Source organism: Alkalihalophilus lindianensis (genome assembly GCF_032843265.1).
GTDB lineage: Bacteria > Bacillota > Bacilli > Bacillales > Bacillaceae_D > Alkalihalophilus > Alkalihalophilus lindianensis.
Genome location: NZ_JAWJBA010000001.1, coordinates 911,267 through 937,021, shown reverse-complemented (window position 1 = coordinate 937,021; position 25,755 = coordinate 911,267). Strand labels below are relative to the sequence as shown.

Sequence of the window (25,755 nt, the reverse complement as noted above, 5' to 3'; positions counted from 1 at the left end):
AAGGAGGCCATCGCCGTGATTGAAATTAAAGTACCGGAACTAGCAGAATCGATTACTGAAGGAACGATAGCACAATGGTTAAAACAAGTTGGTGAGCAAGTTAACCAAGGAGAATACATTGCTGAACTTGAAACAGATAAAGTCAATGTGGAAATTACAGCTGAACATTCTGGTGTGATTAAAGAATTTAAAAAAGAGCCAGGTGACACGGTTGAAGTAGGAGAAGTAATCGCAGTCATTGATGAAAGCGGAGATGCATCAGGTTCAACGGAGGCTCCTCCAGCTGCAAAAGAAGAGCCAAAAGCAGAAGAGAAAAAAGTAGAGCCTAAGCAAGAGGCAGCAGAAGAAACAACTTCTAGCACAGATCGTCCACTTGCATCACCTGCAGCTAGAAAGCTTGCTCGTGAAAAAGGAATAGACTTAAAAGAGATCGCAACAAATGATCCAACTGGTCGTATTCGTAAACAAGATGTTGAAACACATCAATCAAAGCCAGTAGAAAAGGCTCCATCAGCACCAGCTGCGAAGAAGCCTGCTGCACAACCTCAACAAGAACAACCAGGCAAGCCAGTTGAGCGTGTGAAGATGTCCCGTCGCCGTCAAACGATTGCGAAACGTCTAGTTGAATCTCAACAAACAGCAGCTATGCTAACAACTTTTAACGAAGTTGATATGACTGCAGTAATGGATTTACGTAAACGTCGTAAAGATGCATTCTTAGATAAGAATGGGGTTAAGCTTGGTTTCATGTCATTCTTCACTAAAGCAGTAATTGGTGCACTTAAGGAGTTCCCATTACTAAATGCTGAAATTCAAGGCGACGAAATCCTAATGAAGAAGTATTATGATATTGGTGTAGCTGTATCAACAGACGAAGGTCTAGTTGTACCAGTTGTACGCGATGCTGATCGTTTAGGATTTGCAGGAATTGAACGTGAAATTGGTTCACTTGGTAAAAAAGCTCGTGACAATAAGCTTTCTATTTCTGATCTGCAAGGTGGAACATTCACTATCACTAACGGTGGGGTGTTCGGTTCATTATGGTCGACTCCAATTTTAAATGCTCCACAAGTTGGTATTCTAGGGATGCACAAGGTTCAATGGCGTCCGGTTGCTATTGACCAAGAGCGTTTTGAAAATCGTCCAATGATGTACATTGCCCTTTCTTATGACCACCGTATTGTTGATGGTAAAGAAGCGGTTAGTTTCCTTGTGAAAGTAAAGGAACTTCTTGAAGATCCAGAACAACTTTTATTAGAAGGTTAATCGACACAATAAAAACAGCCTATCTCAAAAAGATAGGCTGTTTTTTTATTAGCGAATTCCTTGATCTTTAGCCATTTGTTTAGCAACTTTAGGAGCTAGCCATAACGTTGGTAACATAATTAAAGAAACAGGTACAGCTGTGAATACAATAAACGATTGAAGTGCATTAATGCTGCCCTCACCTAAGTAAAGTAACACAGCAGCAACAGCACCCATGGCAAGCGCCCAGAATACGCGAATTGATTTAGTAGGCGTGCTGCTTCCTGTAACCGTCATTGATATCGTGTATGACATGGAATCAGTTGTTGTCGCAACGAAGACTACCGTAACAAGCAAGAACGCTGCTGCGATCAAATATCCAAACGGTAATTGGGTAACAATAGCGATCATCGAAGCGGGTAAGCCTGCTTCATAGAGAGGTTCACTAACCGAGCCGGGGTTCTGTAATTCAAAGAAAATACCAGAGCCACCTACGACTGTAAACCAGAAGTTTGTAACAAGTGGCGCAATCACAATAACAGCGATAAAGAGCTCACGCAGCGTTCTGCCATGCGAAATGCGGCTGATGAAAATTGCCATCATTGGACCATACCCAATAAACCAACCCCAAAAGAAGATCGTCCAAAAAGATAACCAACCCGTATCTCCACGATAGAGACTGAGTTCAAGGAAATCTCGTACATACACACCATATGTCCCAACAAATCCATCGATGATAAATCCAGCAGGACCAACGAGTAATACAACTACTACTAAAACGAGAGTAAAGATAATGTTAAAACGACTTAACCATTGAATCCCTTGATGAATACCGGTCACTGCAGACACAGCAGCAATGGCAACCAGTCCAAAAATAATCGCAAGCTGGGTTATAAACGTATTTGGGACACCAAAGAGAGAATCTAAGCCGTAAGCTGCTTGTAAGCCAAGAAAACCTATTGGTCCAATCGTTCCGGCTGCAACTGCAATAATTGAGAAGGCATCTACTGCAATCCCCAATACATTGTTTTTCTCCATTATTTTTTTACCTACTAAAGGATAAAGGAGAGTACGTGGTTTAAGTGGTAACCCTTTTGAGTATCCGTACATTAGCACAACAACACCTAATGTTCCAAGGATTGCCCAGGCAGAAAATCCCCAATCTAGGAAGGATTGCGCCAAGGCTGGAACAACCGTTTCTGCTTGTCCGGGAGCAATATCCCCATACATCGGTGGTGTTTCTAGAAAATGATACATTGGTTCAGCTGCAGCCCAGAATACGCCTCCACCTGCAAGTAACGTACACATAATCATTGATATCCATTTAAATGTACTCGTCTCTGGTTTGTCGGATCTACCTAATCGAACCGCCCCATACTTAGAAAACATAAGTCCTAAGGCGATAAGAAATGTGAGTAGCATAAAGACTTGCCAAAATGCTCCAAAATATGTAGCTGACCAGTTAAATGTAGCATCAACATAGTTTGCAACACCCTCTGCAGAAATGAACGAAGCAATCACAAAGAGGATGAGAGCACCACCACTAATGAGAAAGACTGGCCAATCCATTTTTTGTTTATTCAAAGTAAACCCTCCTGAAATAAATTCTTACAGAAAAAAATAACTTACTTACCCTACCACAAATCAAAAAGTGAGTAAAACAATGTAGGAATGCACGAAATACTTAATTTATTTAAGCTGTTCTATTCATATTGTTTGGTTGCTGTTGGTGCTTTATACGGATTAGAAACTTCAATTGTATTTGCCTCTATTGATGATTCTCTTTATAATAAAGAGAGGTTAAAAGGAGGGATGCTAAATGATTCATCAAACGTGGCAACAAAAAGAAACGATTCGTACGGTAGAATGTGTACATACTGATGCAAAAAAATACATGGTAGATCGCGCTTTAACAAAAGGAAAAACATACGAGTTAAAAAATGAAACCGAAGAATTTTACTTCGTGATTGATAACACAGGGAAAATTGGCGGTTACTATAAAGATTACTTCAAAAACTAAGACAGTGTGCGCACTGTCTTTTTTTATTCAAGAGAGAGAGAAGGGGATATCTTTGCGGAATACGATGCTTTCTTGTAAGATAAAGATAATGAACAGTTCATACCATGAATAAAGGGGGAAGGGGGATGTCATGGTTGCGTTTACCGAAATGATCTCTTTTATTCAAAGTCATGGTTATTTGGCCTTGTTTCTTATTTTTTCGATTGGTTTGTTTTTCTTCCCTGTCCCTAATGAAATCCTCCTGATGAGTGGTGGCTTACTGGCTACTACTTCTTATCTAGATCCGATCCCTGCGATGTTCATTATCTTCTCTAGTATTCTATTGCATGGTACGTTGCTGTATTTTCTTGGACATTTTTTTGAGGATAAGTCCAATTTGATTCATAAAGAACATTCGATTTGGCATAAACGGGCTTTAAAAGGCAAGGAAATGCTTGATCGTCACGGATTAAGAGCAGCATCATTTAGTTATTTTTTTCCGTTTGTACGACATGCCGTCCCTTTTAGTGTAGGAGTTTCAGCGATTCCTTATCAACGTTTTGCTCCAATCGCTTTTAGCTCGGCATTTATTTGGATGAGTTTTTATTATTGGATAGGCTTTTATTACGGCCGGTCGATTACAGACTGGGCATCTTTTGTTCAGCAGCTTATTTATACATTAATTGGAGTTGTAATCCTTTTTGGAGTATACTATTACTTCAAATCTAGAAGAGAGCGCCAAAAAGAGGAACGCTTAAATGATAAGTAAAATGTCTGCCAATAGGGTAGACATTTTTTCTTGCCAAGATGAAATTATTCTACTAAAATAACGTACGTATGAGAGGAGAATGATAGATGAGAGTAAGGTTAAGTGGGAGAGATCAACAAGAACTAATTGATTTTGTAAAGGAACTAGAGACATTACAAAACTTTGAAATCACCTATGCTTCTGAGTTGAGAGATTCGACTCGGACGAACAATCCAAAATATCAAAAAAGCAAGGAAATCATGCAGTATGTTGATATAAAGAAAAAAGCATAGGTACATCGAACAATCGACGCCCTACACAGCTTGTTGTTTGGGCGTCGATTTTTTGCGTGTGGGATGATGTTCGGGCCTTGAGACTAGGTAAATAGATAGAAGGACAAGCATGACGCCGAACCATTGGATGACTGTTAGTTGGTCTGAAAAAACGAAAAGACCAATAGCTATCGCTACAACCGGTTCAATTGTTGATAAAATCGATGCTCGGCTTGATTCGATCTCAGCTAAACCTCTCGTATACAGCAAGTAGGCAAGCACAGTTGGGAAAAATGCTAATCCGATTGCATAGCTGCTTACCTCGATTTGTGTGAAAAGATGCGCTTTATTCCATAGTCCTGACGTAGGAATCATAAAAGCGGCTGCGCAAATAAATGAGTAAGTGGTGATCGTCATCGATGAATAGCGCTGTGAACTCACCTTAGCAAAAATGCTGTAGAGTGCATAAAAAAAGCCAGAGCCAATGCCAATCAGTAAAATTGAAGGTGTAAGGACTGTGTTAAAGCTAGGCAGTAACCCTACGACAAAGCTACAGCCAATAATCGTTGTAACTAATGCAATGACTTTATTAAAGGTTAACAACTCTTTAAAGAAAATACGAGATAGGATCGTAACGAATAATGGTCCAGTGTATAAAAGTACAACGGCCAAAGATAAGCTCGATTGCTCAATTACCGTAAAAAAACACCAGTTGAAAAAGACGATACTGATGATTCCTGTTCCGATAAATAAGGGAAGGTCCCGTAAGCGAATTCGCAGCATTTTTCGATTGAAAAATGCTAAGGAAGTAACAAGCAAAAAAGCAGAAGCGATAGCTCGTATGGCTACAATTTCCCAAGCTGTAAATCCATAAGAATAGAGTGGTTGAACAAACAATCCGATAATTCCCCAAAGTGCTGCACCAGCTATCGCCGCGGTGTAGGCTTGACGTAATGACATGGTGGTTCCCCTCCCTTATTTCAATGACATTCCCTTAATCATATCATGTGAAAAAAGAATTGTAAGTAGAAGTGAAAAGAATAAATTCACAAATAAGTAGTGATTTTCAATAAATATGATCTGACCATAAACGTTGGGGATAGGTTTTACTATTTTTATTTCACTTACTGTAATTTCATCTTAAATATTGGTCTTGACAGTTAAACAGATAACGATAAAAAAGCCACTAGGTTTAGGACCCAGTGGCAGTTGTATTTATTTTTTGTACTCAAGAAATTCATTATAAGTCATTTGCTTATCAATTAAGCCATCTTCTGTTAGTTCGATGATACGGTTGGCAATTGACTCATTGAACTGATGGTCATGACTTGAGAAGATCATTGCACCTTTAAAGGCAATTAAGCCATTATTGACGGCTGTGATCGATTCAAGGTCTAAGTGGTTAGTCGGCTCGTCAAGCAGTAGCACGTTAGCACCACTTAACATCATTTTAGAAAGCATACAGCGAACTTTCTCGCCCCCTGATAATACACTTGCTTTCTTCAATACTTCCTCACCAGAGAATAACATTCTTCCTAAGAATCCACGTAAGAACGTTTCGCTATCATCTTGAGGTGAGTATTGACGAAGCCAGTTCACAAGGTTTAGGTCGCAGCCCTCAAAATACTCGGAGTTATCTTTAGGGAAGTATGCTTGAGATGTTGTGACGCCCCATTTATAAGAACCACTATCTGGCTCCATTTCTCCAGCTAAAATTTTGAATAAAACGTTCTTTGCCATTTCGTTTGAACCAACAAGAGCAATTTTATCGTCTTTATTCAAAGTGAAACTAACATTGTTTAAAACGTTTACGCCATCAATCGTCTTCGTTAATCCATCAACACGAAGAACATCATTTCCAATTTCACGTTCTTGTTGAAAATGAACATATGGATATTTACGAGAGGATGGTTTAATATCATCTAAAGAGATCTTATCAAGTAATTTTTTACGAGAAGTTGCTTGTTTCGATTTAGATGCATTCGCACTAAATCTTGCAACGAAGTTTTGTAATTCCTTGATTTTCTCTTCCTTCTTTTTATTTTGGTCTTGAGCCATTTTAAGTGCTAATTGACTAGACTCATACCAGAAATCATAGTTACCCACGTAAATTTGAAGTTTACCGAAATCCAAATCAGCAATATGAGTACACACTTTATTTAGGAAGTGACGATCATGGGAAACAACAATAACCGTGTTCTCAAAGTTAATTAAAAACTCTTCTAGCCACTGAATCGCTTGAATGTCCAAGTGGTTAGTCGGCTCATCTAATAATAGAACATCAGGTTCACCAAATAGAGTTTGAGCAAGTAAGACTTTTACCTTTTCACTACCTGATAAGTCAGCCATCTTTTTCGTGTGAAGATCTTCGTTAATTCCAAGACCTTTTAAAAGGATTGCAGCTTCTGATTCTGCTTCCCAACCATTTAATTCTGCAAATTCTCCTTCAAGCTCTGCAGCTTTGATCCCGTCCTCATCTGAAAATTCTTCTTTCATGTAAATGGCATCTTTTTCTTGCATCACTTGATAAAGACGAGCATGTCCCATAATAACCGTGTGAAGAACTTCAAATTCTTCGTACTCAAAGTGATTTTGTTTCAAAACGGCAAGGCGTTGGCCAGGTTTCATATGAACGTCGCCTTGTTGTGGTTCAATCTCACCAGATAAGATTTTCAAGAATGTTGATTTCCCAGCCCCGTTTGCTCCAATTAAGCCATAGCAGTTGCCAGGCGTAAACTTAATATTTACTTCTTCAAATAATTTACGGTCTCCGTATTGTAGACCAACATCTGTTACTGTAATCATGTAGCTATATGCCTCCAATGTCTGTAATCGTATGAATTATACCATTCCTAACTGTTAGAGGATAGCTTCAGGGCATTTTTCTTTAAAAAAACATTTGATTCAACCCTCATCTTTTGAAAAAATAAGAGTATGAAACCCATCCTAAAGTAAGTAATAAAACGCATAGACACCAAGGCCTGCAATGGCAGCCAGCATAACCACGGTGAGAAATTTCGTCGACTTTAAGGAGTAATTAACAATGATTGCTCCAAGTAACACGGCAAAGTATAATGAAAAATCTAGTGGAAAACGTTCTACTGAGTGTAAAAAAGTATCTCTCGTTGTTACCATGATGATAACAGGTGCTAAGTATATAAGCGCCACAACAATAAGCCCTAATGTATTTTTTTGTTTTAACGTTAAGTTCACGTAAGCCACGCCTTTCTACATATATTCTTTACATGTAATGTGCCCATAGCGATTCATTTTTATCATTCATTAAGGGGAGAAGACCATTGAGCATTGAAAAATTTGAGCAAGCAACAGAAATTCTCCATCGTTATTATGGATATCAATCATTTCGAAATGGCCAAAGTGAGATCATTCAACACGTTTTGAATGGGGAAGATGCACTGGGTATTATGCCCACAGGAGGAGGTAAATCTCTTTGTTACCAAATTCCTGCGCTTGTACTTGAAGGGGTGACATTAGTTATTTCCCCTTTGATCTCATTAATGAAAGATCAAGTGGACGCCCTGCATCAATTAGATATAGCTGCTACTTACTTAAACAGTACGCTGACAAGGCAAGAGGAAGAAGAGCGGATCAGCCTTATCCAATTAGGGGAATGTAAGCTTGTTTATGTAGCTCCTGAGAGATTAATGCAGCCCCATTTTCAACAGTTGCTTAAATCGATTCCTCTTTCGTTTGTGGCAATAGACGAGGCGCATTGTTTATCTCAATGGGGTCATGACTTCAGACCAAGCTATTTAGGGATCGCAGGCTGGCTACAAAGTTTAGAGCGAACACCTCCCGTATTGGCTTTAACGGCTACGGCAACAGAGGCTGTTCAGCAGGACATTCAAACCCATCTTCAGATTAATGATGAACATACTGTCCTGACGGGTTTTAACAGAGAGAATTTAACCTTGAAGATCATCAAAGGGATTGATAAATGGAGATTTGCAAAACAATATGTTCAAAAGCATCTGAATGAATCTGGAATCATTTATGCAACCACTCGTAAAGAGGTTGAGCAGCTTTATCATAAGTTTATTGATGCAAAGGTAGAAGTAGCGATGTATCACGGAGGGTTAAATGAGGAAGAGAGAGCCCGTCATCAGGAAGCTTTTCTACATGATGAAGCGAGTGTAATGATAGCGACAAATGCTTTTGGTATGGGGATTGATAAGAGTAATGTAAGGTATGTACTCCATTACAATATGCCTCGTAATATTGAATCCTATTATCAAGAAGCAGGCCGGGCTGGTCGTGATGGTGAAGATAGTGAATGTGTGTTGCTGTTCAGTCCACAAGATATCCGTGTCCAATCCTTTTTAATTGAGCAAACAGACCTAAGTGAGGAACGAAAAGCCCAAGAGTATGAAAAGTTGCAACAAATGACGTCCTACATTCATACTGAGGGCTGCTTAATGAGCTACATTTTATCCTATTTTGGAGACGTGGCATCTGAAGCATGCGGCAAATGCTCATCATGCGTGCGAGAGGGAGAAAAAGTAGACCGTACGAGAGAGGCTCAAATGGTTTTCTCTTGTATTAAGCGAATGAGAGAACGTTTTGGTAAAATGATGGTCGCCCAAGTGTTAGTAGGGTCTGAAAACCAAAAAATAAAGCAATTACAACTTACTTCTCTTCCAACGTATGGAATAATGAGTGGATATACCGCCAAACAAGTTGCTGAGTTTATTGATTATTTAACAGCCGAGCAATATATTAAGCCGACAGGCTCGCAATACCCGACCTTACAACTGACTGAATTAGCGGTCTCAGTCATAAAAGGGGAAAAGGAAGTTCATCAGATTGACGCAAATGTTGGGACAGAAGTTGAAGAAAACAATGAAGTGTTTGAAGCTCTTAGACAATGCAGAAAAGACCTTGCTAACAAGGAGGACATTCCGCCATACATGGTGTTTTCTGATAAAACGCTCAAACAGATGAGCCAATACATCCCACAAACAAAAGAAGAGTTGAGTCTGATTCAAGGTGTCGGTGAGCAAAAGCTCACACGTTATGGGGATGCATTTCTCGAAGTCCTTATTCCTTTTAAAGGGCAGAAGAAAGCAGACATTCACGATGCACCAGCTGAACCGAAGTCAAAGACCTCAAAGACCTCAAAGAAGGTGACAAAGGGAAGCCACTTGATTACCATAAAGCTCTTTCAAGAAGGACAAAAGGTGCAGGAGATTGCCGCTCAGCGTTCGATTAGTGAACAAACGGTCTTAAATCATCTCCTAAAATCCAAAGACGAAGGGATCGACCTTCGTTTACCGAGCTATGTTGATGAGCCTATACGTAAAGAAATTTTGAAGGTTGCAAAAGAGATTGGCACAGAAAAGCTGCGCCCTATAAAAGAGGTACTTGGTGAGCATGTGACGTATCAAGACATTCGGTTTGCGATTGAAAAGTAAACCTTTTCATTTTATCAAAAGATAAATTAGAGTTAGAAGACGATATGTGCTGAATTATGGTATGATAGTGAGTAGAGAGAATACTTCGGCCCAATCCAGAAATGGGACAAGCGAACGGGAAGATAAAGGAGAATGTGAATATGACGACAATTAAAATTGTTACGGATTCAACTTGTGATTTGCCAGCTGATCTTGCTGCTAAGCACGGAATAGAGATTGTTCCCTTATCCATTACTTTTGGTGATGAAACGTATTTAGATGGGGTAGATATTACGGCTTCTCAATTTATGGATAAACTAAAATTAAGTGAGGAATTACCGAAAAGCTCCCAGCCAGCAGTAGGTGTGTTTGAAGAAACCTATAATCGCTTAGCTGCTAGCGGTGATGATGTGAAGATCATCTCAATTCATATTACAGAAGGTATGAGTGGAACAATGAATGCAGCACAAACAGCAGCAGACATGAGTGATGCTGATGTAACAGTTGTTAATTCACGTTTTATCTCCCAAGCACTAGCATTTCAAGTGGTGAAAGCTGCTGAACTTGCAAAAGAAGGAAAGTCTGTAGAGGACATAATCGAGGCACTAAATGTGGTGCGTGAGGGCACAGCATTATATATTATGGTTGATACACTGGAGTATTTAAAAAAAGGCGGAAGAATTGGACGCGGAAAAGCATTACTGGGTTCTCTTCTTAAAATTAAGCCAATTGCCTCTTTAGCTGATGGTGTATATACACCAGTTACGAAGGTTCGTACGCATATGCAAATGGTCCAAACGTTAACAAAGACGTTTGCGGATGAAACAAAAGGGAAAGTAGTTAAAAAGGTAGGAATTGCTCATGCAGATGCAGAAGCGTTAGCTACTAAATTAAAGCAATCGATTGAGACGATTAATGATTCTGTTAATATTACTATTTATCCAACATCACCAATTATAAGTACTCATACAGGACCTGGTGCAATTGCATTAATGTATTATTCCGAGTCAAACTAACGGATAAAGGATGATGAACATGAAGGAAATCAAAACAGACCAAGAATGGCATGACCTATTCGAGCAATCAGAAATTGCTCCTGTTCTTCTTTTGAAACACAGTACAACCTGTCCTATTAGCGCTGAAGCTTATGGTGAGTTTCAATCGTTTATTGAGGGTAATGATGAAAAGTCATTAACCTTCGCACTTATAAAAGTGATTGAATCTCGTCCTGTTTCTAATCTAATTTCAGAAGAACTTGGTGTGAAACACGAATCGCCTCAATTATTTATATTTGACAAAAAAAGTGTAAAATGGGTTGACTCACATTTCTCGATTACAAAAAAGAAAATTGAAAAAGCTCTCGCTTAAATTGGCATAAGAAAGGCCGCTTCATTTTTGAAGCGGCTTCTTAACTTTATTGCGTGCCATTTGAATATAAGTGAAAATTAAGCAACTTGCGCCACCAAAAGAACAGATATATTGTAAAATCCGCATAAGCTCCATTTAACCGCCTCCTATTCCTATGATTTACGATAAAAGGGGGATTTATGCAAAAGTATGTAAATAATTGACGCCATTAATAAAAAAACAGATTTTTAAGCAGGAGATTATCATTTCTTGTCGAAGAATAGGTGTACAAGATAAAAGGGGGATTATGAATGAATGCAAAAGAACAACTAATAGAATTAGTAGAGAAGATGAACAAAGAGCCGGCACATATCGCCGACGAGAAAGATCGCGTGTTTCAATTTGATTTAAAAGAGACGGGAACCTTGCAAGTTCAATTTAAAGATGGACAAGCATATATGTTAGAAGAAGCAACAGAGGATGCAGACGTCACCCTGAAAATGAATGATGAATCATTCATTAAACTATTAGATGACGACCTCAATACAACGGTGGCGTTCATGACGGGAAAGTTAAAAGTGGATGGCAGCATGGGTCTTGCAATGAAGCTCCAACAATTAGTTAAAGAGTATAAGCAAGTAGCGGAATAAGAAAAAGAGGCGACCCAGTCAGGTCGCCTCTTTTAATCAGCTTATAGAGCGAAAATTGCAAATGAGATTCCAAGTAAACCGATGATTGCCATCACATATACAGGAACTTTTGGCATTTCGCCGTTCTTCTCCATTGCTTTACCGAACATATAGAACACTACTGGGTGTACTAAAAACGGCATTGAGAAGATAAAAGGAATGAGAAGAGAAGCTTCTGTTCCAAACATTTCTCCTTGAATTGCTGCAAAGAGACCAAAGTGAGAGATGGCTGATGTTTGTGCCATCGCACCATATTCAAATGACATTGAACTCATACTAAGTAGCGCTAGACCACCAAACACGGCACAAATTTGCCACCCGAAAGAAAATTGCATTAAAGCTTTAACTTCCTTACGATCTTCACCATTTGCATGACGAAGATTTTTAAGTGCTAGTGCGGTTAGAACAACCCCGACTGTAACGATAACCGCAGTTGGGATGAACCAAAGCGATCCCTGCTCTGCGCTAATCGCTAGAACTGAAAATACAAAAATATGTCCAAAGAATGGAATGTTAATCATGATTGGTGCACGCTGAGCGGCAACTTTTCCAAAGTCTCCAGCTGTACATGCCCCAGTTAATCCTGAGTGAGATAGAGAACCAGCCATACCTGGTGCAAGGTTGCGGGCATGAGCTGTTTTCGCAATAAACATCACTAAAGCAATTCCACCAAACATCCAGAACAATTGACCGAAGAAACCATAAGTAAGGACAGCATTCATGCCATCAATCGCAAATGCATCCCCAATACGAGAGCCTCCGACCATGAAGTTTGCAGCTAATACGACTGGAATACCAGCAAAGAGTAAGGCACGAACAGTTGGACCAAAAGTCCACTTATAAAAAATGGCCCCAATCGCTGCTGAAATCATCATTGCAAAGAAAATTTGCGGAAGGGCAATAATTGGCTGAACCGCTGATGCGATTGCAAATGAAAGAAATAATACGATAATAATGAGTCCAGTCTCAAGCAGACCTTTACGAATATAAGTTTGCTTGTTATCAATTTTAGCCTTGTTATCGACTAAAAGTACGGAAGCAATTAAACCGATAAACGCAATGAGCGGATAATATCCAGCTACACTATCGAGAGAACCAGGTTGCAAGAACATTCTTATAAACCCTTCGATTCCTATTAAGAGGAAAAAAGAACGGAGAATAAAGATAAAATGAGTCCGTCCTGTCCCCAATACAACTTCTTCATTCATAGGGACAACAATATCAGTAACTTCCATCTCCTTGTTGCCAAGAATTTTACGTAATTCCTGTCCACCAACAAAGAAAGAAACAATTAAAGCAATAATGGTTGTACGAGCCATAAAGTCGACTAAAGGAAACTCAGAAAGTCCTGGTGTCGCAATATTCACTTCTACCATTAAAAACCCAAGAAGCAAACCGAAAATAACAATGATTAAAATCGGAGAGAATCTTGATCCTGCTACAACCATCCTCGATATAATAACCATCGGAACGATAAAAAACAATAATAACCATAATTGGTTCAATACTTGAACCTGAGATAGCTGTTGAACAATTTCCATTGAATGATACTCCTATCTATTATACAAATGTGCTTACAAATACTATCTTATAAATGATCTTGAAGCAACCGATGAAAACGCCATCACATTAATGTTGTAATACTAAATGTTTTCTGACAAATCAATCACTTTAAAGGATACCTAAATAATAGAAAAAAAGGAAAATGAAACTTAATTGCTTTCATATCGTAGAAGAGGGGAAGGGGGAGAATAAGATGGATCAACAACAATTAGAAGATTGTAAAAATCAATTACGTTTAAAAGAAAAGTGGCAGGATCACTTGAACCGTGCCGAAATGTATATTAAAGATGAAGGTCAAAAAGTGGACCAATTAAAAAAACAGCTAAAAAAAGAGAGGGAAGACGTGGAACGCTTAGAGGGCATAAGTCTATCCAATTTGATCTATACGATAACTGGCCGGAAATTAGAGAAGTTAGACAAAGAACAACAAGAATTAGCTGCAGCTCAACTTAAATATGATGAAGCTATACATACGATAAAAGATTTGGGTAGTGAAATAGATGAAATCAAGAAGTATCTAACAGCGTTGGGAAACCCGAGAGAAGAATATAAGCGTTTGATGAAGGAAAAAGTGCGCTTTCTTTATGCCAATAATAAGGACGTTACAAAGAAAATCAACAAGTTAGCAAATGATGAAGCGAATAAGAGGATGGTTTTAAATGAATTAGAGGAAGCGATTGTTGCAGGGAGAAATGCACAAACAGCTCTACAACAAGCGATCTCATCACTTGATTATGCAAAAGGATGGTCAACTTGGGATTTATTTGGAGGTGGGATGATCTCAACTGCTATTAAACATAGCAAAATTGACGAGGCAAAAAAGGAAATACATGATGCGCAACGAAAATTGCGTCTGTTTGAAGAAGAAATGAAAGATGTTCAAAAATTTGCTTCTTACTCAATTGATATAAGTGGAATGTTAACATTTGCTGATTATTTCTTTGATGGCTTTATTGTGGATTGGATGGTCCACGGTAAAATAAATGATTCACTTAATCAAACTGAAAAGATGAAAAAAGAAGTAGAACAAGCGATTGTATCTCTAAGAACGTTTCAAGAACGAATTCAAATGGAGAAATCAGAAATCAAACAACAGCGTATGCGTTTGATTGAACAAGCTTAGGGGGAGTAGGATGAATAAACAAAAGTGGATAATCGTTCTCGGGATCGTTGTCGGTCTTACCTTATTCGCCTATATTCAATCATTTGAACACGAAACGACGAGTACAGAAGAATATGAAGAAGAGGAAATGAACAGAGAGATCATCTATTATGTAAATGAGACGGATGAGGAAGGCTTGGTTAGAGCATTTGAAAAGGTCGCACCAGGAATTACGTATGCAAGGGAATTAGGTTTGACAAATTTCTTTGAGACTAATTGGAACCTTGAAGATTCAGATGATACCCTTCGGATTGAAGAAGTCTGGGTGAGAAAAGAGCACCCTTCGTTTATCTTTTATAGTGTCGGACTTGAAGGGGAGCTGTCAAGCCCGCATGACTTACCGAAACTCACTAGCCGAATTCAACTTGACGATATTGAAATGGACTATTACAGCGAGCTGTTTTCAGATGATTATAGAGAGTTAGGTAACTTATATAAAGACGGGAGATATTATGGTGTCGCTGTTTTTTATTTGCCCTATTACTCTCCTGAAGTAGAGGTGGTTCAAGTGGATCAGATTGAATTGATGCATACCACTGTTCATAAACAGGGGCATGTGCATCAGATTGAACCGATAAAGCTCGATATTGATTACAATCATGAAGAAATACCTTACAAAGAAATCAATGATCAGCATGCTGTTACCATTGGTGATGTCACTATTCAGTTGAGTTCTATAACAGCGCACCCTGAAAAATTCGATTTGCTGTTTAAAATGGAGCCACACCAAGATTTTATTTTAGATTCACTTTGGGGTCACTTGACTGGTGCTGGTGAACGAAATAGTTCAACTGGTCAAATAGAAGAGGAAAATACCTATCGATTAAGTTATGATGCCTTTGAGCCACCTGTTGGTTCTATTACTTTCAGTTTGGATACCATTCATTTAACGAGTAAAGAGAGCTTTCAAATTACAATTCCTACAGATAAAGAAAAATATGAAAATGTAATGGGTGATGAAGTGTATAAAGGGGAGTATGGGAGAGTCATAATCGAAGGGTTATCATCGAATTCGAACCATTATGCAATTAATCTTCGAACGGAAACGAACGAGGAATCTCCATATCATATTGACTTAACGATGATGTCTTTAAACGATGAAGATGCCGAGTGGACTGAAGAGGGACATAATGAACATATCAGACCTAATTTACTCACCTTTTCATCGAATCAAAAACAGCTCAATCCAGATATTTTTGTGGGGGGAGATGGTAGTGATAATACTCATGAGATTCTTCTTGACCGCTCCAAATTAGAGGGGATAGATGAGATTACGTTGACGTTTGAGAATCTCGGTATGATCATAAATCCAAGGGAATCGATTAGCATACCACATGAAGTTTTCAATTATTAAAGGGACACAAGAATAAAATTTCCGCTCTCATCGCACGCTAAGCGTGAGGTGAGGAAAATGAATCGGCCAATGCTAACGGCTCTTTTAACGATAGGGCTTGCTCAAAGTTTGAAAGTGCCAATTAAAAAAGCTCAAACTGACCTATGGGAATGGGACACATTAATTGAAACAGGTGGAATGCCAAGTTCTCATTCAGCTGGTGTTACAGCTCTTGCGACTTATGTGGCGCTTGAGCGCGGGGTTTCGTCAGTAGACTTTGCTTTATCGACGGTATTCGGATTAATTGTAATGTATGATGCTCAAGGAATTAGAAGGCAAACAGGTGAATTAACAATAAAAGTAAATGAAATGAACGCCGACCTAGAAAGAATAGCAGGTGATTCACACGCCAAACAGAGTGAAAAACGCTCCGTTCAATTAAGAGAACGTCTGGGGCATCAACCAGAAGAAGTAGTAGGTGGAGCAATGCTTGGCGTCATCACCGGTTGCATCAGTTACGCATTAACAGGAAAGAAACGTAAAAAATCATTTATGCTTTCGTTATTTTAAGAACTGTTCTCTATGAGAGCAGTTCTTTTTTTGAGTTGAAACGTTTGGCTAAATCATGGCGTCTAATTGGTAAATGATCACATTTAATCAAAGGGGATAGGGAAATGAAAAAATGTACAGTCTTTTTACTAACTTTAAGTATTAGTCTAATTGCTGCATGTGGAATCGATCAATCAATAGAAGAAAATGAGTTACAAGATCCTGTGATTGATGAAACGGTTGAAGAGGAAGTGGCTGAAGGTGAGATTGAGCTAGGAAACGAAAAGGAAGGTACGAGGAATGAAGAGAACGAGGGCGAGGGAGTCCCGTCAAATGAAATTGAATTGGCAGATCAAAAAGAGTTAGAAGTAAATGTGGAGGGCCAAACCGAAAAAAGAATCGCTACATTCAATAGAAGCGGACTTGGTTACTCAATCTATGTAATAGAAGATTACACTCTTCACAGTGAAGAGCCAGGTAGGGACGCATTAACATTTAATCATGACGGTAATTTTTTCACACGAATTATTCCTCACGGTGAAGAGGTTGATGCAAGTGAGCTAAAAGAAACGATAAAAGAGCATGCTGAGGGTGAGACCGAAGTAATGCAGCATGTTCCACTTGATGATGTTGAATATGCCTTGGTTGAACGTGTACAGTCAAACGGAGAGAGCACAACCTTAATTCATGTAGCTAAAACATTTGAGGGTGAGCTTTTTCAAATGACCCTGTTTCTCCCAGCAAAAGAAGCACAAGAAGGTGTAGCACCAAGCATGTGGGCGATGTTAGAGACGATTAAACCTTGAAAACCCAACAGCCTGTAGGCTATTGGGTAGGAGGGACTTAAGAAGCTAAGCTTTGCTCTAAGTCCCTTTTTATGATTAAGACTTGGTTTTTTCAAATTCTGGGTCATTAAAAGTATGGGCCACCCAGCCTTCTGGATCGATAAACAGACGGACTGCTACCACTTGTTTTTCCTCAGAAAGGGTAAAGAAATGAGGGGTATTGACCGGAACAGAAATAACATCCCCAGGAGATAAACGGACATCAAAATAACCTGTTTCCTCGCCTTTAATCACAAAACTACCAGAGCCTGCAGTAATGGCACGTACCTCATCCTCTGTGTGAGTATGTACTTGTTCAAATTTCTTGAGTAAGGTATCTAGGTCAGGTGTGTCTTTATTAAGCGAGATCACATCCCATTTCTTATAACCTCTACGCTCGGCTAGTGATCGTATTTCCTCATCGTAAGTAGAGAGGACTTGATTTTTATCTTCATCATTTAAATGACAAACGTTTTGAAGGTCTTCAGGAAGTTTTGATGGATTCCAATATTCATAGAGAACCTCCTGACTCTCTAAAAATCGGCGCACATTTTCCTCTCCACGAATCTCTTCTCCTGTATCACGAATATAAATCACAGCCATTCGTCATTCCTCCTTTTGATTTTCAATATGCAGCACATTATTTAGTAAGAAGCCTCATCTTTACATGATAGCTAAATAAAAATTCAAATGCTTCTAAATGTCTTTTTGCCTCAAAGCCGTTACGACCCCAAACGGTGATACCATGATTACGAATGAGAATACCATGTATACCGGGAGTGATTTTATCTGCAACAGCATCGCCTAAACGTGGAAGATCAGCATAATTCTCGACGATTGGGATGGTGATTTTCCCATCTTCTTCCCAGATGTTGAAAGCTTTTATCAATTCTTGATTTTGAAAAGTGATCGACCCTTGGTCCCCATACAGATCAGAGATGACATTATTGTCAACTGTATGAACATGAAGGGAGCATCCGGCATCAGTCTTTTGATAAATTCGCTGATGAAGGACCGTTTCCGCAGAGGGCTTCAGATTTGTGATTTCAACAGGGTGACCGTCGCTGTCTACTAACAAGAAATCCTCATCTGTCCTTTTCCTTTTATCTTTACCGCTAGCTGTAACGAGAAAGGTAAGAGGATCATCACTCACTTTAATGGATAAATTTCCACTAGTGCCGGGAAACCAGTCCCTCGCAGCTAGTTCGTCCTTAATATCAGCTAATTCGTTCCAATAGTTGTTTTGATGATCGATCGTTACACTCATCGACTCGTCACTTCCTTTTTGTGCTTAAGCGATTCAATCACTTCATAGAAGGTAGAGAAAGAGGAATGATTTAATTCAAGCTCCTGACATTTTTCCAACAAAAAGTTATCACACGCAAACACTTCATCTGCTTGCTTAGCAGCTTGTAAATCAGTAATCGAATCACCTATCACAATTTTGTAATACTCTTCATTAGGATATTGACGTAAAATGGATGGCTTGCAGCAGCCACAATCATTTGTGCAAAATGAATCGCAATGATGTGGCCATGTAATTGTAATGGTGTCTTGATTAAAATCACTTCCATTACAATATAAATCCTCTAGAACATCATATGGCTCTAGTACAGGTTGTACAAAAAAATCAATTCCACCGCTAACGACCTTAAAGGTAATATCATTTTCTTTAAGATAGGTTAAAAAGGGTTCAAAACCCTCTCTTATCTCTGCTTGTTTTAACACGAAATCAATAATTTCTTGTTTTCTCTCTACTGGTATGAGAGAAAACAGCCTGCCGACCCCTTCTCGAATGGAGATGCGTTCTGCTAAGATATCATCTTTTATATCTTCCCATCCATCTGGAGCAAATTGCTTCATAATCGCAATGATATTGTCTTTTGTCGTAATCGTACCGTCAAAATCACAAAAAATAATGAGCTTACGTTTATCTAATTGGCTCATGTAGGCTGTCCCCATAACTCTAGTGCTTGGGAAAGTTCTGGAGAACGCTGAGCGGTTTCTGTTAATGTGCGACCAGCTAATACACCATCAATCGCTTGCCTAAACGCTTGAGCTCCTGCACGGGCACCATTAGGATGGCCGTGTATACCGCCCCCTGCATTAATGATCGAGTCCACGCCGAAATCATTAATGAGAAGGGGGGTAAGGCCAGGGTGGATACCGGCTGAAGGAACAGGAAATGCTTTTTTGAGAGGGCCTTCTGACGTTAGAGCATCCGCAATATCAGCTGTTTCTTTTTGGTCAAGCGCAACACTTCCATATGGTGATGGAAACAAAACTAGATCTGCTCCCGCTAAGCGCAGTAGCTTTCCAAGAAGCACTTTATTCGAAAATCCGTAAAAAGGTGATTGGGTAAGAGCACCGGAAACAGCAGGGTGTGCCATGATCGGTAGTGGGATATCAGGATCTTCGGCCAACTCCTGCAAGACATCTAGGCCATATGCAAATACATTAAACAACAAGGCACTAGCGCCAAGCTCAGCAGCCTGTTTCGCTTTTGCTCTCAATTCGGACGTTCGTCCAGTTAAATTGACCGCATATAGTTTTCTTTCTCCAGTACGCTCATACGCATCATTTAGTACAGAAGCTCCTACTTGAATTCGTTTTTCAAACGGAGTTAATTCGTTATCAAATAAAATCTCGTCATCTTTTACAAGATCAATTCCACCTGTAACTTGTTCTGTTAATTGCTTTTCAAATTCTGAAAGGTCTTTACCGATCATGCCTTTAAATATACTCATTAACAAAGGACGATCATGTACATCTAGAAGATTGCGAATCCCTTCTATTCCGTATTGCGGGCCAGGGAATTTAGATTCTAATTGAGGGTCAAGTTGAATATCCACAAGCTTTACTTCACCATCTAAAGATAACTTTCCGAAAAGGGTCGTTAAAATGGCTGGCAGGTCTGGACTGAAATTGGCTGAAGGGTAGGCGATCTTAATTAATCCTGCACTACGTCCCTCTTTGAAGTAACGATTTGTATCCTCGTTTTCAGGTAGAGCCTGAACGTCTACAACTTCCCCTTTATGTTTTTCTAGTTGTTTTTTTTCAAGCGCAGGAAGATGCGTCCAAGAACCAATCGTTAAGCCGAGTGCAATCGATTCAGCTTTTTTGTGGAGATCTCCTTTACGGTCGTGAACAAGATAGGTTGCTGTAATGTGACTCATAGTAAGTTGAGTCCTCCTCTCATCAAATAAAAAGTCCTCTTCAACATTGAAAGAGGACTGAATGGATCATAGAATGTCCTCTTATCTTTCAAGCTTACGCTGTGAGAATTAGCACCTTGAATCAACACGAATGTGTTGAAACAGGTTGCCGGGTTTCATAGGGCTCGTCCCTCCACCTGCTCATAATAAGAGTTTATGGTTGTATGAAATTATCGAAAACGTTGTAATGAATTATGACAGTTGTCGAGAAGTCTGTCAATTGAAAAAATTAATTGTTAGAATCTATTGACAAAAGAATCGATCGCTCGTATCATTACACTCAACCTCTCAAATTTGGAAAAACTTGAGATCAACTACATAGCAACTCTTATCGAGAGCTGGCTGAGGGAATTGGCCCTATGAAGCCCGGCAACCGACCTACTCACCCTATCTATTCGGTGAAAACCTTTAAGGTTTTAAGGCACGGTGCTACATCCAACAGACGGTGCAAGTCACCGGCCTGAAAGATAAGAGGACGGATTCATTCATTCGGCCTCTTTCTTAAACAGAAAGTGGCTTTTCTATTTGATAAAGAGAAAAAGGGGAGAGATGAAAGGTGAAAAGAGTAAATTGGGTTAAAGCATGGGGAGTGACAATTGCTTCGGCAATCTTGTTAGTAGGTTGCGGAAGTGGCGAGGAAGCGAGCCGTGCACAAGAAGATGTCAATCTTGAAGGCGTTCCTGAACGATTTGCTACTGGTGAAGGGTCCAAGGTGAAAGTAATCCGAAAAATTGGCGGGGATGATCATACTGCACAATTCTTAGCAGGTGTAAAAGAAGAAGGAGAATCTATCGGCTTTAATGTCGATATTTTCACTGCAAATGGGGATACAGCTAGGTACCATGATGCCATTTCACAAGCAATAGATGATGATTATGATGGGCTTGTTCTCTCTCATGGGGATGATGCTGCTACTGTTGATGCGGTACAGCGCGCGGTTGATCAAGGAATCGAGGTTGTAACTTTTGATTCGAACGAGGATTTAGAAAACATTGAAGGTGTAACGTTAACTTCTCAAGATGATGAAGAATTAGCTTCTCTTGCTCTTGAACAACTAGTAGAAGACTTTAACGGGGGAGCGAATATCTTATATTTATGGGTGGACGGATTTCCTCCTATGGTTAGAAGAAACAATGTTTATCAAAATGTGTTAAATGAAAACCCTGGCTTAAATGAGCTTGAGAGATTTGGAGTGGCTGCAGAGGACACATCAACTCAAACTCAAAATGCGGTATCAGCTATGTTAAACAAATACCCAGAAGGTGAAATTGATGCAATCTTTGCAACGTGGGATGCCTTTGCGATTGGCGCTGCTCGTGCAATTGAAGAAGCAGGTCGTCATGAAATAAAAATATATGGAATTGATGTTTCGAACGCTGATTTGCAAGTCATGCAGCAGGAAAACAGTGCGTGGGAATACACAGCTGCTGTTGATCCTAAGCTGATTGGGGCTATTAACCTTCGTATTTTAGCGAAAAAATTAGCAGGAGAAGAAACACCACAATTTTATGACTTAGAAGCAACACTGATCTCAAGAGATGACTTAGTTCAAGGTCAAGGAGATGTAAACATGGTTAGTCTTGGAGAGCTTGTTTCAGGTTGGGGTCAATCTGATGAGTTTGAAGAGGACTGGATTAAAACGTTAAAGAACCATCATGAATAAACAGGTGATTGTATGAATCTACAAATGAATAATATTTCAATTGAATTTCCAGGTGTGAAAGCTCTTAATGATGCCTATTTTGAAGCGGAGACTGGAACAGCTCATGCTCTAATAGGTGCCAATGGAGCTGGAAAGTCCACACTTATGAAAGTGCTATCAGGTGTCTATACTCATCACTCGGGTCAAGTCTATCTAGACGGAAAAGAAGTGACTATCCGCTCACCTAGAGATGCACAAAAGTTAGGAATACAGATTGTCTATCAAGAAGTAGATACAGCTCTTGTGCCCAACTTAACGGTTGGAGAGAATATTGTACTGAATGATCTGGCGGCCAATAAAGAGAAATCGTTTTTTATGAATTGGAAAAACGTTCATAGCAAAGCGACAGAAGTATTAAGGTCGCTTCAGGTACATTTATCATCCAAAACTCTCGTGAGTGAATTAACTCTCGCCGAAAAACAAATGGTACTTATAGCGAGAGCAGTCACCACTGATTGTAAATTTCTAATTTTAGACGAACCGACGGCACCGTTAAGTTTATCGGAAACAAGAGAGCTTTTTCGAATCGTTAGGGAACTTAAGCAGAAGGATGTCGGTGTGATTTTTATCTCACACCGCTTACCTGAGCTTTTTGAAATCTGTGATTCTATTACAGTGATGCGTAACGGTGCCTATGTGATAAAGGAAGCGATTGCTGATACGTCTACTAAAAAGGTAGTAGAGCATATGCTCGGAGAAAAATTAGAAGAACAGTTTCCAGAGAGACAAGCACAATTTGGTGAAGTGATGTTTCGCACTAAAGGGCTCTCAGATGGAGGGAAAGTGAAAGCTGTAACGCTCGATGTACGTGAAGGTGAAATCATCGGTGTTGCAGGGTTAGTAGGAGCAGGCAAAACGGAACTGTGTAAGCTATTGTTTGGTGCGACACCAAAGAAAACAGGAGAAATGATGTTGAAGGGAAAATCTCTCACTCTTTCTAATCCAACTGATGCGGTGGAAAGTGGGATCGCTTTTGTTCCTGAAGAGAGAAGAAAAGAAGGTGTATTAGTAGAAGAGACGGTTGTAACCAATCTTTCCGCTTCAAGTATGAACCACTTCCTAAAAATCTTTAGCTTTTTGGATTTTAAAAAAGAGAGAGCCAAGGCGGAGGAAATGATTAACGTATTGGGAGTGAAAACACCGAGCACGGAAACATTGGTTAAAAATCTATCCGGTGGAAATCAACAGAAAATAGCGATCGGTAAGTGGCTTATTTCAGATGCAGATCTTTATATTTTTGATGAACCAACCAAAGGGATAGATGTGGGGGCAAAGAAAGATATTTTCAATTTAATTGCCGGTCTAGCTGAAAGAGGGAAATCAGTGATTTACGCCTCTTGTGAACTTTCCGAAGTCATCGGGATTACGGATCGGATTTATGTGATTTATGACGGGCAAATTTCGAAAGAATTAGCAACAACAACGACGAATGAAGAGGAACTTTTATACCTCTCTACTGGAGGAGATTAACTTGGCGCAACTCAACACCGTCCGTCCGAAACCATCTTTTAATATTTTTGATTTTTTATATAAATATGGAACGATTCTCTTAATTTTTTTACTCATTATCGTGTTCGCAGCAGCTAATCCAGCATTCTTGCAGACAAGCAATATTATTACCATTTTAAGATCGATCTCGATTGTAACGATTATTGCTATTGGTATTACCATCTCTCTTTCTGTTGGTGGCTTTGATTTATCGGTAGGCTCAGTCGCATCTCTTGCAAATGCCGTGGTCATCTCAATGTTTGTTTGGTATTCACAGCCCACTTTGATTGCCATTGGAATAGCTGTATCTGCAGCTCTTCTTGTAGGGGCGTTTAATGCCTTTATGATTGTAAAAGTGAAAATACCAGACCTATTAATGACTCTTGCTACGATGTTTATTATTCAAGGGGTTGCTCTTACATATACCAGAGGTGCTACAGTCTCACAGAATATGATTATGGCAGATGGAAGCTATGCTACAGGAACCATCAGCTCTTTATTTGCAAAGCTCGGTCAAGTGCCTTACATCATTATCATCATGCTTTTTACAGTCGTCATTGTTCATATATTCCTGACTTACACAAAACACGGTCGGTATTTATACGTTATCGGTGGCAATCAGGAAGCAGCTCGACTTTCGGGAATTCCCGTTAATAAATACAAAGTGATTGCTTACTTACTTTCTGCTATTTTTGCTGCTCTAGGTGGAGTGATTCTAGCTTCGAGAGTGATGACTGCAGAGATTAATGCGGGTGGTCCTTATTTGATGGATGCTGTCGCCGCAGCATTTATTGGATTTGCCGTATTAGGGGCAGGAAAACCAAATGCATTCGGAACATTTGTAGGGGCTGTTTTAATCGGGATTTTGGCGAACGGACTTGTAATGATGAGCGTTCCCTATTATGCAATGGACATTGTGAAAGGAACCGTCCTCGCTCTAGCCTTGGCACTTACGTACTACAAACTTAAATAACGGAGGGTATGGTATGACAAACTTTACTGTTGGCTATTTTACGATGACCGAAAAAGAAGCCATAGAATACGCAAACTCAAATCTAGATTTCTTTCAGCCTGGGGCAAATCTTACGTGTAAAGAAATAGGGGATGGCAATTTAAATTATGTTTTCAGGATTGTTGACCAACAAACAGGCCAGTCACTTATTATCAAACAAGCAGGTCCGGTTGCACGTATATCAGATGAATTCAAAGTTTCACCGGACCGAAATCGGATTGAAAGCGAGATCCTGCGCCTTCAAGGGGAACTAGCACCTGGGTTTGTACCTGAAGTGTATCATTATGATCCAGTCATGAATTGTTGTGCGATGGAAGATTTATCAGACTTTGAAATATTACGTACAGCTTTTTCAGCACATAAAACATTCCCTAATCTAGCAGAGCATCTCTCTACTTTTTTAGTAAAAACATTACTACAGACTTCTGATCTGGTATTAGGTCATAAAGAAAAAAAGGAGCTCGTAAAAACATTCACGAACCCTGAACTTTGTGAGATAACCGAAGATCTCGTTTATACGGAGCCTTTCTACGATTGTCCACGAAATGATGTGTTTCTAGGAACACGTTCTTATGTAGAAAAGGAAATATGGAATGATCCTCATTTAGCATTGGAAACAGCAAAACTGAAATTTGATTTCTTAACGAATACTCAATCGCTCTTACATGGTGATTTTCATACAGGTTCGATTTTTGTAACGGAAGAAGAAACTAAAATCATTGATCCGGAATTCGCTTTCTATGGACCAGCTGGTTATGATCTAGGTAATGTGGTGGCAAATTTAATCTTCGCTTATGTAAATGGTAATAGTGAGATTGAAGACCCTGAAAAGAGAGAAAACTATTTAGGTTATCTTCAATCTACCATTAAGAAAACGATCGATTTATTTAAAGAGAAATTCGTAATCGATTATAAAGATAAAGTGACTGAAAAAGTAGCGAGTTACGATGGATTTCTTGAACACTATTTAAACGGAATTCTGAGCGACGCCGCAGCCGTCACCGGTTTAGAACTATGTCGGAGAGTGATCGGTATCGCTCATGTTAAAGACCTAACGGATATTACAGACCCTGTAAGACGTGCCGAAGCGGAGATTTTTTGTCTGAAACTAGGAAAATCCTTTATTTTAAATAGAGGGAATTTTCAGTCAGGATCTGATTTTACAGAGGCTATTAACAACAATTGAGGAGGGACCA

General features: G+C 39.4%; 25 protein-coding genes and 2 riboswitches. Of the genes, 16 read left to right on the top strand and 9 right to left on the bottom strand.

What is annotated here, in order from left to right:
- Positions 1–15 precede the first annotated feature (15 nt).
- Complete coding sequence (gene odhB, locus RYX56_RS05020; RefSeq protein ID WP_317121034.1) at positions 16–1,266, top strand: 2-oxoglutarate dehydrogenase complex dihydrolipoyllysine-residue succinyltransferase; 1,251 nt, start codon at positions 16–18, stop codon at positions 1,264–1,266.
- 48 nt (positions 1,267–1,314) lie between these two features.
- Here the strand turns inward: odhB and RYX56_RS05015 are convergent, their stop codons facing one another.
- Positions 1,315–2,814: a BCCT family transporter gene (locus RYX56_RS05015; protein WP_317121311.1), complete on the bottom strand. Its 1,500-nt coding sequence runs from the start codon at positions 2,812–2,814 to the stop codon at positions 1,315–1,317.
- Between the two features lie 250 nt (positions 2,815–3,064).
- On the opposite strand from RYX56_RS05015, the gene RYX56_RS05010 reads away from it, so the two are divergent.
- From RYX56_RS05010 to RYX56_RS05000, 3 genes are all read left to right on the top strand, one after another.
- Positions 3,065–3,265 (top strand): DUF6501 family protein, encoded by a 201-nt coding sequence (locus RYX56_RS05010; protein WP_317121033.1) that lies wholly within the window; start codon positions 3,065–3,067, stop codon positions 3,263–3,265.
- A gap of 130 nt (positions 3,266–3,395) precedes the next feature.
- Positions 3,396–4,013, top strand: a complete 618-nt coding sequence (locus RYX56_RS05005) for a DedA family protein (RefSeq protein WP_317121032.1) — start codon at positions 3,396–3,398, stop codon at positions 4,011–4,013.
- An 86-nt stretch (positions 4,014–4,099) separates the two neighbouring features.
- Positions 4,100–4,285 (top strand): DUF3970 family protein, encoded by a 186-nt coding sequence (locus RYX56_RS05000; protein WP_317121031.1) that lies wholly within the window; start codon positions 4,100–4,102, stop codon positions 4,283–4,285.
- A 21-nt stretch (positions 4,286–4,306) separates the two neighbouring features.
- On the opposite strand, the gene RYX56_RS04995 is transcribed toward RYX56_RS05000, so the two are convergent.
- From RYX56_RS04995 to RYX56_RS04985, 3 genes are all read right to left on the bottom strand, one after another.
- Positions 4,307–5,224, bottom strand: a complete 918-nt coding sequence (locus RYX56_RS04995) for a DMT family transporter (RefSeq protein WP_317121030.1) — start codon at positions 5,222–5,224, stop codon at positions 4,307–4,309.
- 255 nt (positions 5,225–5,479) lie between these two features.
- A complete protein-coding gene (locus tag RYX56_RS04990) occupies positions 5,480–7,069 on the bottom strand; it encodes an ABC-F family ATP-binding cassette domain-containing protein (RefSeq protein ID WP_317121029.1) in 1,590 nt (529 codons plus the stop codon).
- A gap of 141 nt (positions 7,070–7,210) precedes the next feature.
- Positions 7,211–7,477 (bottom strand): hypothetical protein, encoded by a 267-nt coding sequence (locus tag RYX56_RS04985; RefSeq protein ID WP_317121028.1) that lies wholly within the window; start codon positions 7,475–7,477, stop codon positions 7,211–7,213.
- Positions 7,478–7,563: 86 nt separating this feature from the next.
- On the opposite strand from RYX56_RS04985, the gene recQ reads away from it, so the two are divergent.
- The 4 genes from recQ to RYX56_RS04965 all read left to right on the top strand — a co-directional run bounded on the left by recQ (position 7,564) and on the right by RYX56_RS04965 (position 11,672).
- The gene (recQ, locus tag RYX56_RS04980; protein WP_317121027.1) at positions 7,564–9,696 is read left to right on the top strand and encodes a DNA helicase RecQ; all 2,133 of its coding nucleotides are present in this window, start codon (positions 7,564–7,566) and stop codon (positions 9,694–9,696) included.
- 140 nt (positions 9,697–9,836) lie between these two features.
- Positions 9,837–10,691, top strand: a complete 855-nt coding sequence (locus RYX56_RS04975) for a DegV family protein (RefSeq protein ID WP_317121026.1) — start codon at positions 9,837–9,839, stop codon at positions 10,689–10,691.
- Positions 10,692–10,710: 19 nt separating this feature from the next.
- Positions 10,711–11,043, top strand: coding sequence for a bacillithiol system redox-active protein YtxJ (gene ytxJ / locus RYX56_RS04970; protein ID WP_317121025.1), 333 nt, complete (start codon positions 10,711–10,713; stop codon positions 11,041–11,043).
- Positions 11,044–11,333: 290 nt separating this feature from the next.
- Positions 11,334–11,672: an SCP2 sterol-binding domain-containing protein gene (locus RYX56_RS04965; protein WP_317121024.1), complete on the top strand. Its 339-nt coding sequence runs from the start codon at positions 11,334–11,336 to the stop codon at positions 11,670–11,672.
- Between the two features lie 41 nt (positions 11,673–11,713).
- Here the strand turns inward: RYX56_RS04965 and RYX56_RS04960 are convergent, their stop codons facing one another.
- Positions 11,714–13,252: a hypothetical protein gene (locus tag RYX56_RS04960; RefSeq protein WP_317121023.1), complete on the bottom strand. Its 1,539-nt coding sequence runs from the start codon at positions 13,250–13,252 to the stop codon at positions 11,714–11,716.
- 215 nt (positions 13,253–13,467) lie between these two features.
- On the opposite strand from RYX56_RS04960, the gene RYX56_RS04955 reads away from it, so the two are divergent.
- The 4 genes from RYX56_RS04955 to RYX56_RS04940 all read left to right on the top strand — a co-directional run bounded on the left by RYX56_RS04955 (position 13,468) and on the right by RYX56_RS04940 (position 17,124).
- Complete coding sequence (locus RYX56_RS04955) at positions 13,468–14,397, top strand: hypothetical protein (protein WP_317121022.1); 930 nt, start codon at positions 13,468–13,470, stop codon at positions 14,395–14,397.
- 10 nt (positions 14,398–14,407) lie between these two features.
- On the top strand, positions 14,408–15,790 hold the full coding sequence (locus RYX56_RS04950; protein WP_317121021.1) for a hypothetical protein: 1,383 nt from the start codon (positions 14,408–14,410) through the stop codon (positions 15,788–15,790).
- A gap of 57 nt (positions 15,791–15,847) precedes the next feature.
- Entirely contained in the window at positions 15,848–16,339 is a 492-nt protein-coding gene (locus RYX56_RS04945) for a divergent PAP2 family protein (protein WP_317121020.1), read from the top strand.
- Between the two features lie 104 nt (positions 16,340–16,443).
- Complete coding sequence (locus RYX56_RS04940) at positions 16,444–17,124, top strand: DUF8580 domain-containing lipoprotein (RefSeq protein WP_317121019.1); 681 nt, start codon at positions 16,444–16,446, stop codon at positions 17,122–17,124.
- Between the two features lie 75 nt (positions 17,125–17,199).
- On the opposite strand, the gene RYX56_RS04935 is transcribed toward RYX56_RS04940, so the two are convergent.
- From RYX56_RS04935 to RYX56_RS04920, 4 genes are read right to left on the bottom strand one after another with little or no spacing between them, the layout of a single operon-like run.
- Positions 17,200–17,745 carry a 1,2-dihydroxy-3-keto-5-methylthiopentene dioxygenase gene (locus RYX56_RS04935; RefSeq protein WP_317121018.1) on the bottom strand — a complete coding sequence of 182 codons (546 nt, stop codon included), beginning with the start codon at positions 17,743–17,745 and terminating at the stop codon, positions 17,200–17,202.
- 37 nt (positions 17,746–17,782) lie between these two features.
- Positions 17,783–18,409 carry a methylthioribulose 1-phosphate dehydratase gene (locus RYX56_RS04930; protein ID WP_317121017.1) on the bottom strand — a complete coding sequence of 209 codons (627 nt, stop codon included), beginning with the start codon at positions 18,407–18,409 and terminating at the stop codon, positions 17,783–17,785.
- The gene (locus RYX56_RS04925; protein ID WP_317121016.1) at positions 18,406–19,089 is read right to left on the bottom strand and encodes a 2-hydroxy-3-keto-5-methylthiopentenyl-1-phosphate phosphatase; all 684 of its coding nucleotides are present in this window, start codon (positions 19,087–19,089) and stop codon (positions 18,406–18,408) included. The genes RYX56_RS04930 and RYX56_RS04925 overlap by 4 nt, the downstream gene beginning before the upstream one ends.
- The gene (locus RYX56_RS04920; RefSeq protein WP_317121015.1) at positions 19,086–20,318 is read right to left on the bottom strand and encodes a 2,3-diketo-5-methylthiopentyl-1-phosphate enolase; all 1,233 of its coding nucleotides are present in this window, start codon (positions 20,316–20,318) and stop codon (positions 19,086–19,088) included. The genes RYX56_RS04925 and RYX56_RS04920 overlap by 4 nt, the downstream gene beginning before the upstream one ends.
- Before the next feature lie 78 nt (positions 20,319–20,396).
- Positions 20,397–20,510: riboswitch (SAM riboswitch) on the bottom strand.
- A gap of 172 nt (positions 20,511–20,682) precedes the next feature.
- A riboswitch (SAM riboswitch) is annotated at positions 20,683–20,831 on the top strand.
- A gap of 82 nt (positions 20,832–20,913) precedes the next feature.
- Between RYX56_RS04920 and RYX56_RS04915 the strand changes: the two genes are divergently transcribed.
- From RYX56_RS04915 to mtnK, 4 genes are read left to right on the top strand one after another with little or no spacing between them, the layout of a single operon-like run.
- On the top strand, positions 20,914–22,020 hold the full coding sequence (locus tag RYX56_RS04915; protein WP_317121014.1) for a sugar ABC transporter substrate-binding protein: 1,107 nt from the start codon (positions 20,914–20,916) through the stop codon (positions 22,018–22,020).
- A gap of 12 nt (positions 22,021–22,032) precedes the next feature.
- Positions 22,033–23,529 (top strand): sugar ABC transporter ATP-binding protein, encoded by a 1,497-nt coding sequence (locus RYX56_RS04910; RefSeq protein ID WP_317121013.1) that lies wholly within the window; start codon positions 22,033–22,035, stop codon positions 23,527–23,529.
- A 1-nt stretch (position 23,530) separates the two neighbouring features.
- Positions 23,531–24,520, top strand: coding sequence for an ABC transporter permease (locus RYX56_RS04905; RefSeq protein ID WP_317121012.1), 990 nt, complete (start codon positions 23,531–23,533; stop codon positions 24,518–24,520).
- Between the two features lie 13 nt (positions 24,521–24,533).
- Complete coding sequence (gene mtnK / locus RYX56_RS04900) at positions 24,534–25,745, top strand: S-methyl-5-thioribose kinase (RefSeq protein ID WP_317121011.1); 1,212 nt, start codon at positions 24,534–24,536, stop codon at positions 25,743–25,745.
- The last annotated feature ends 10 nt before the right edge of the window (positions 25,746–25,755 follow it).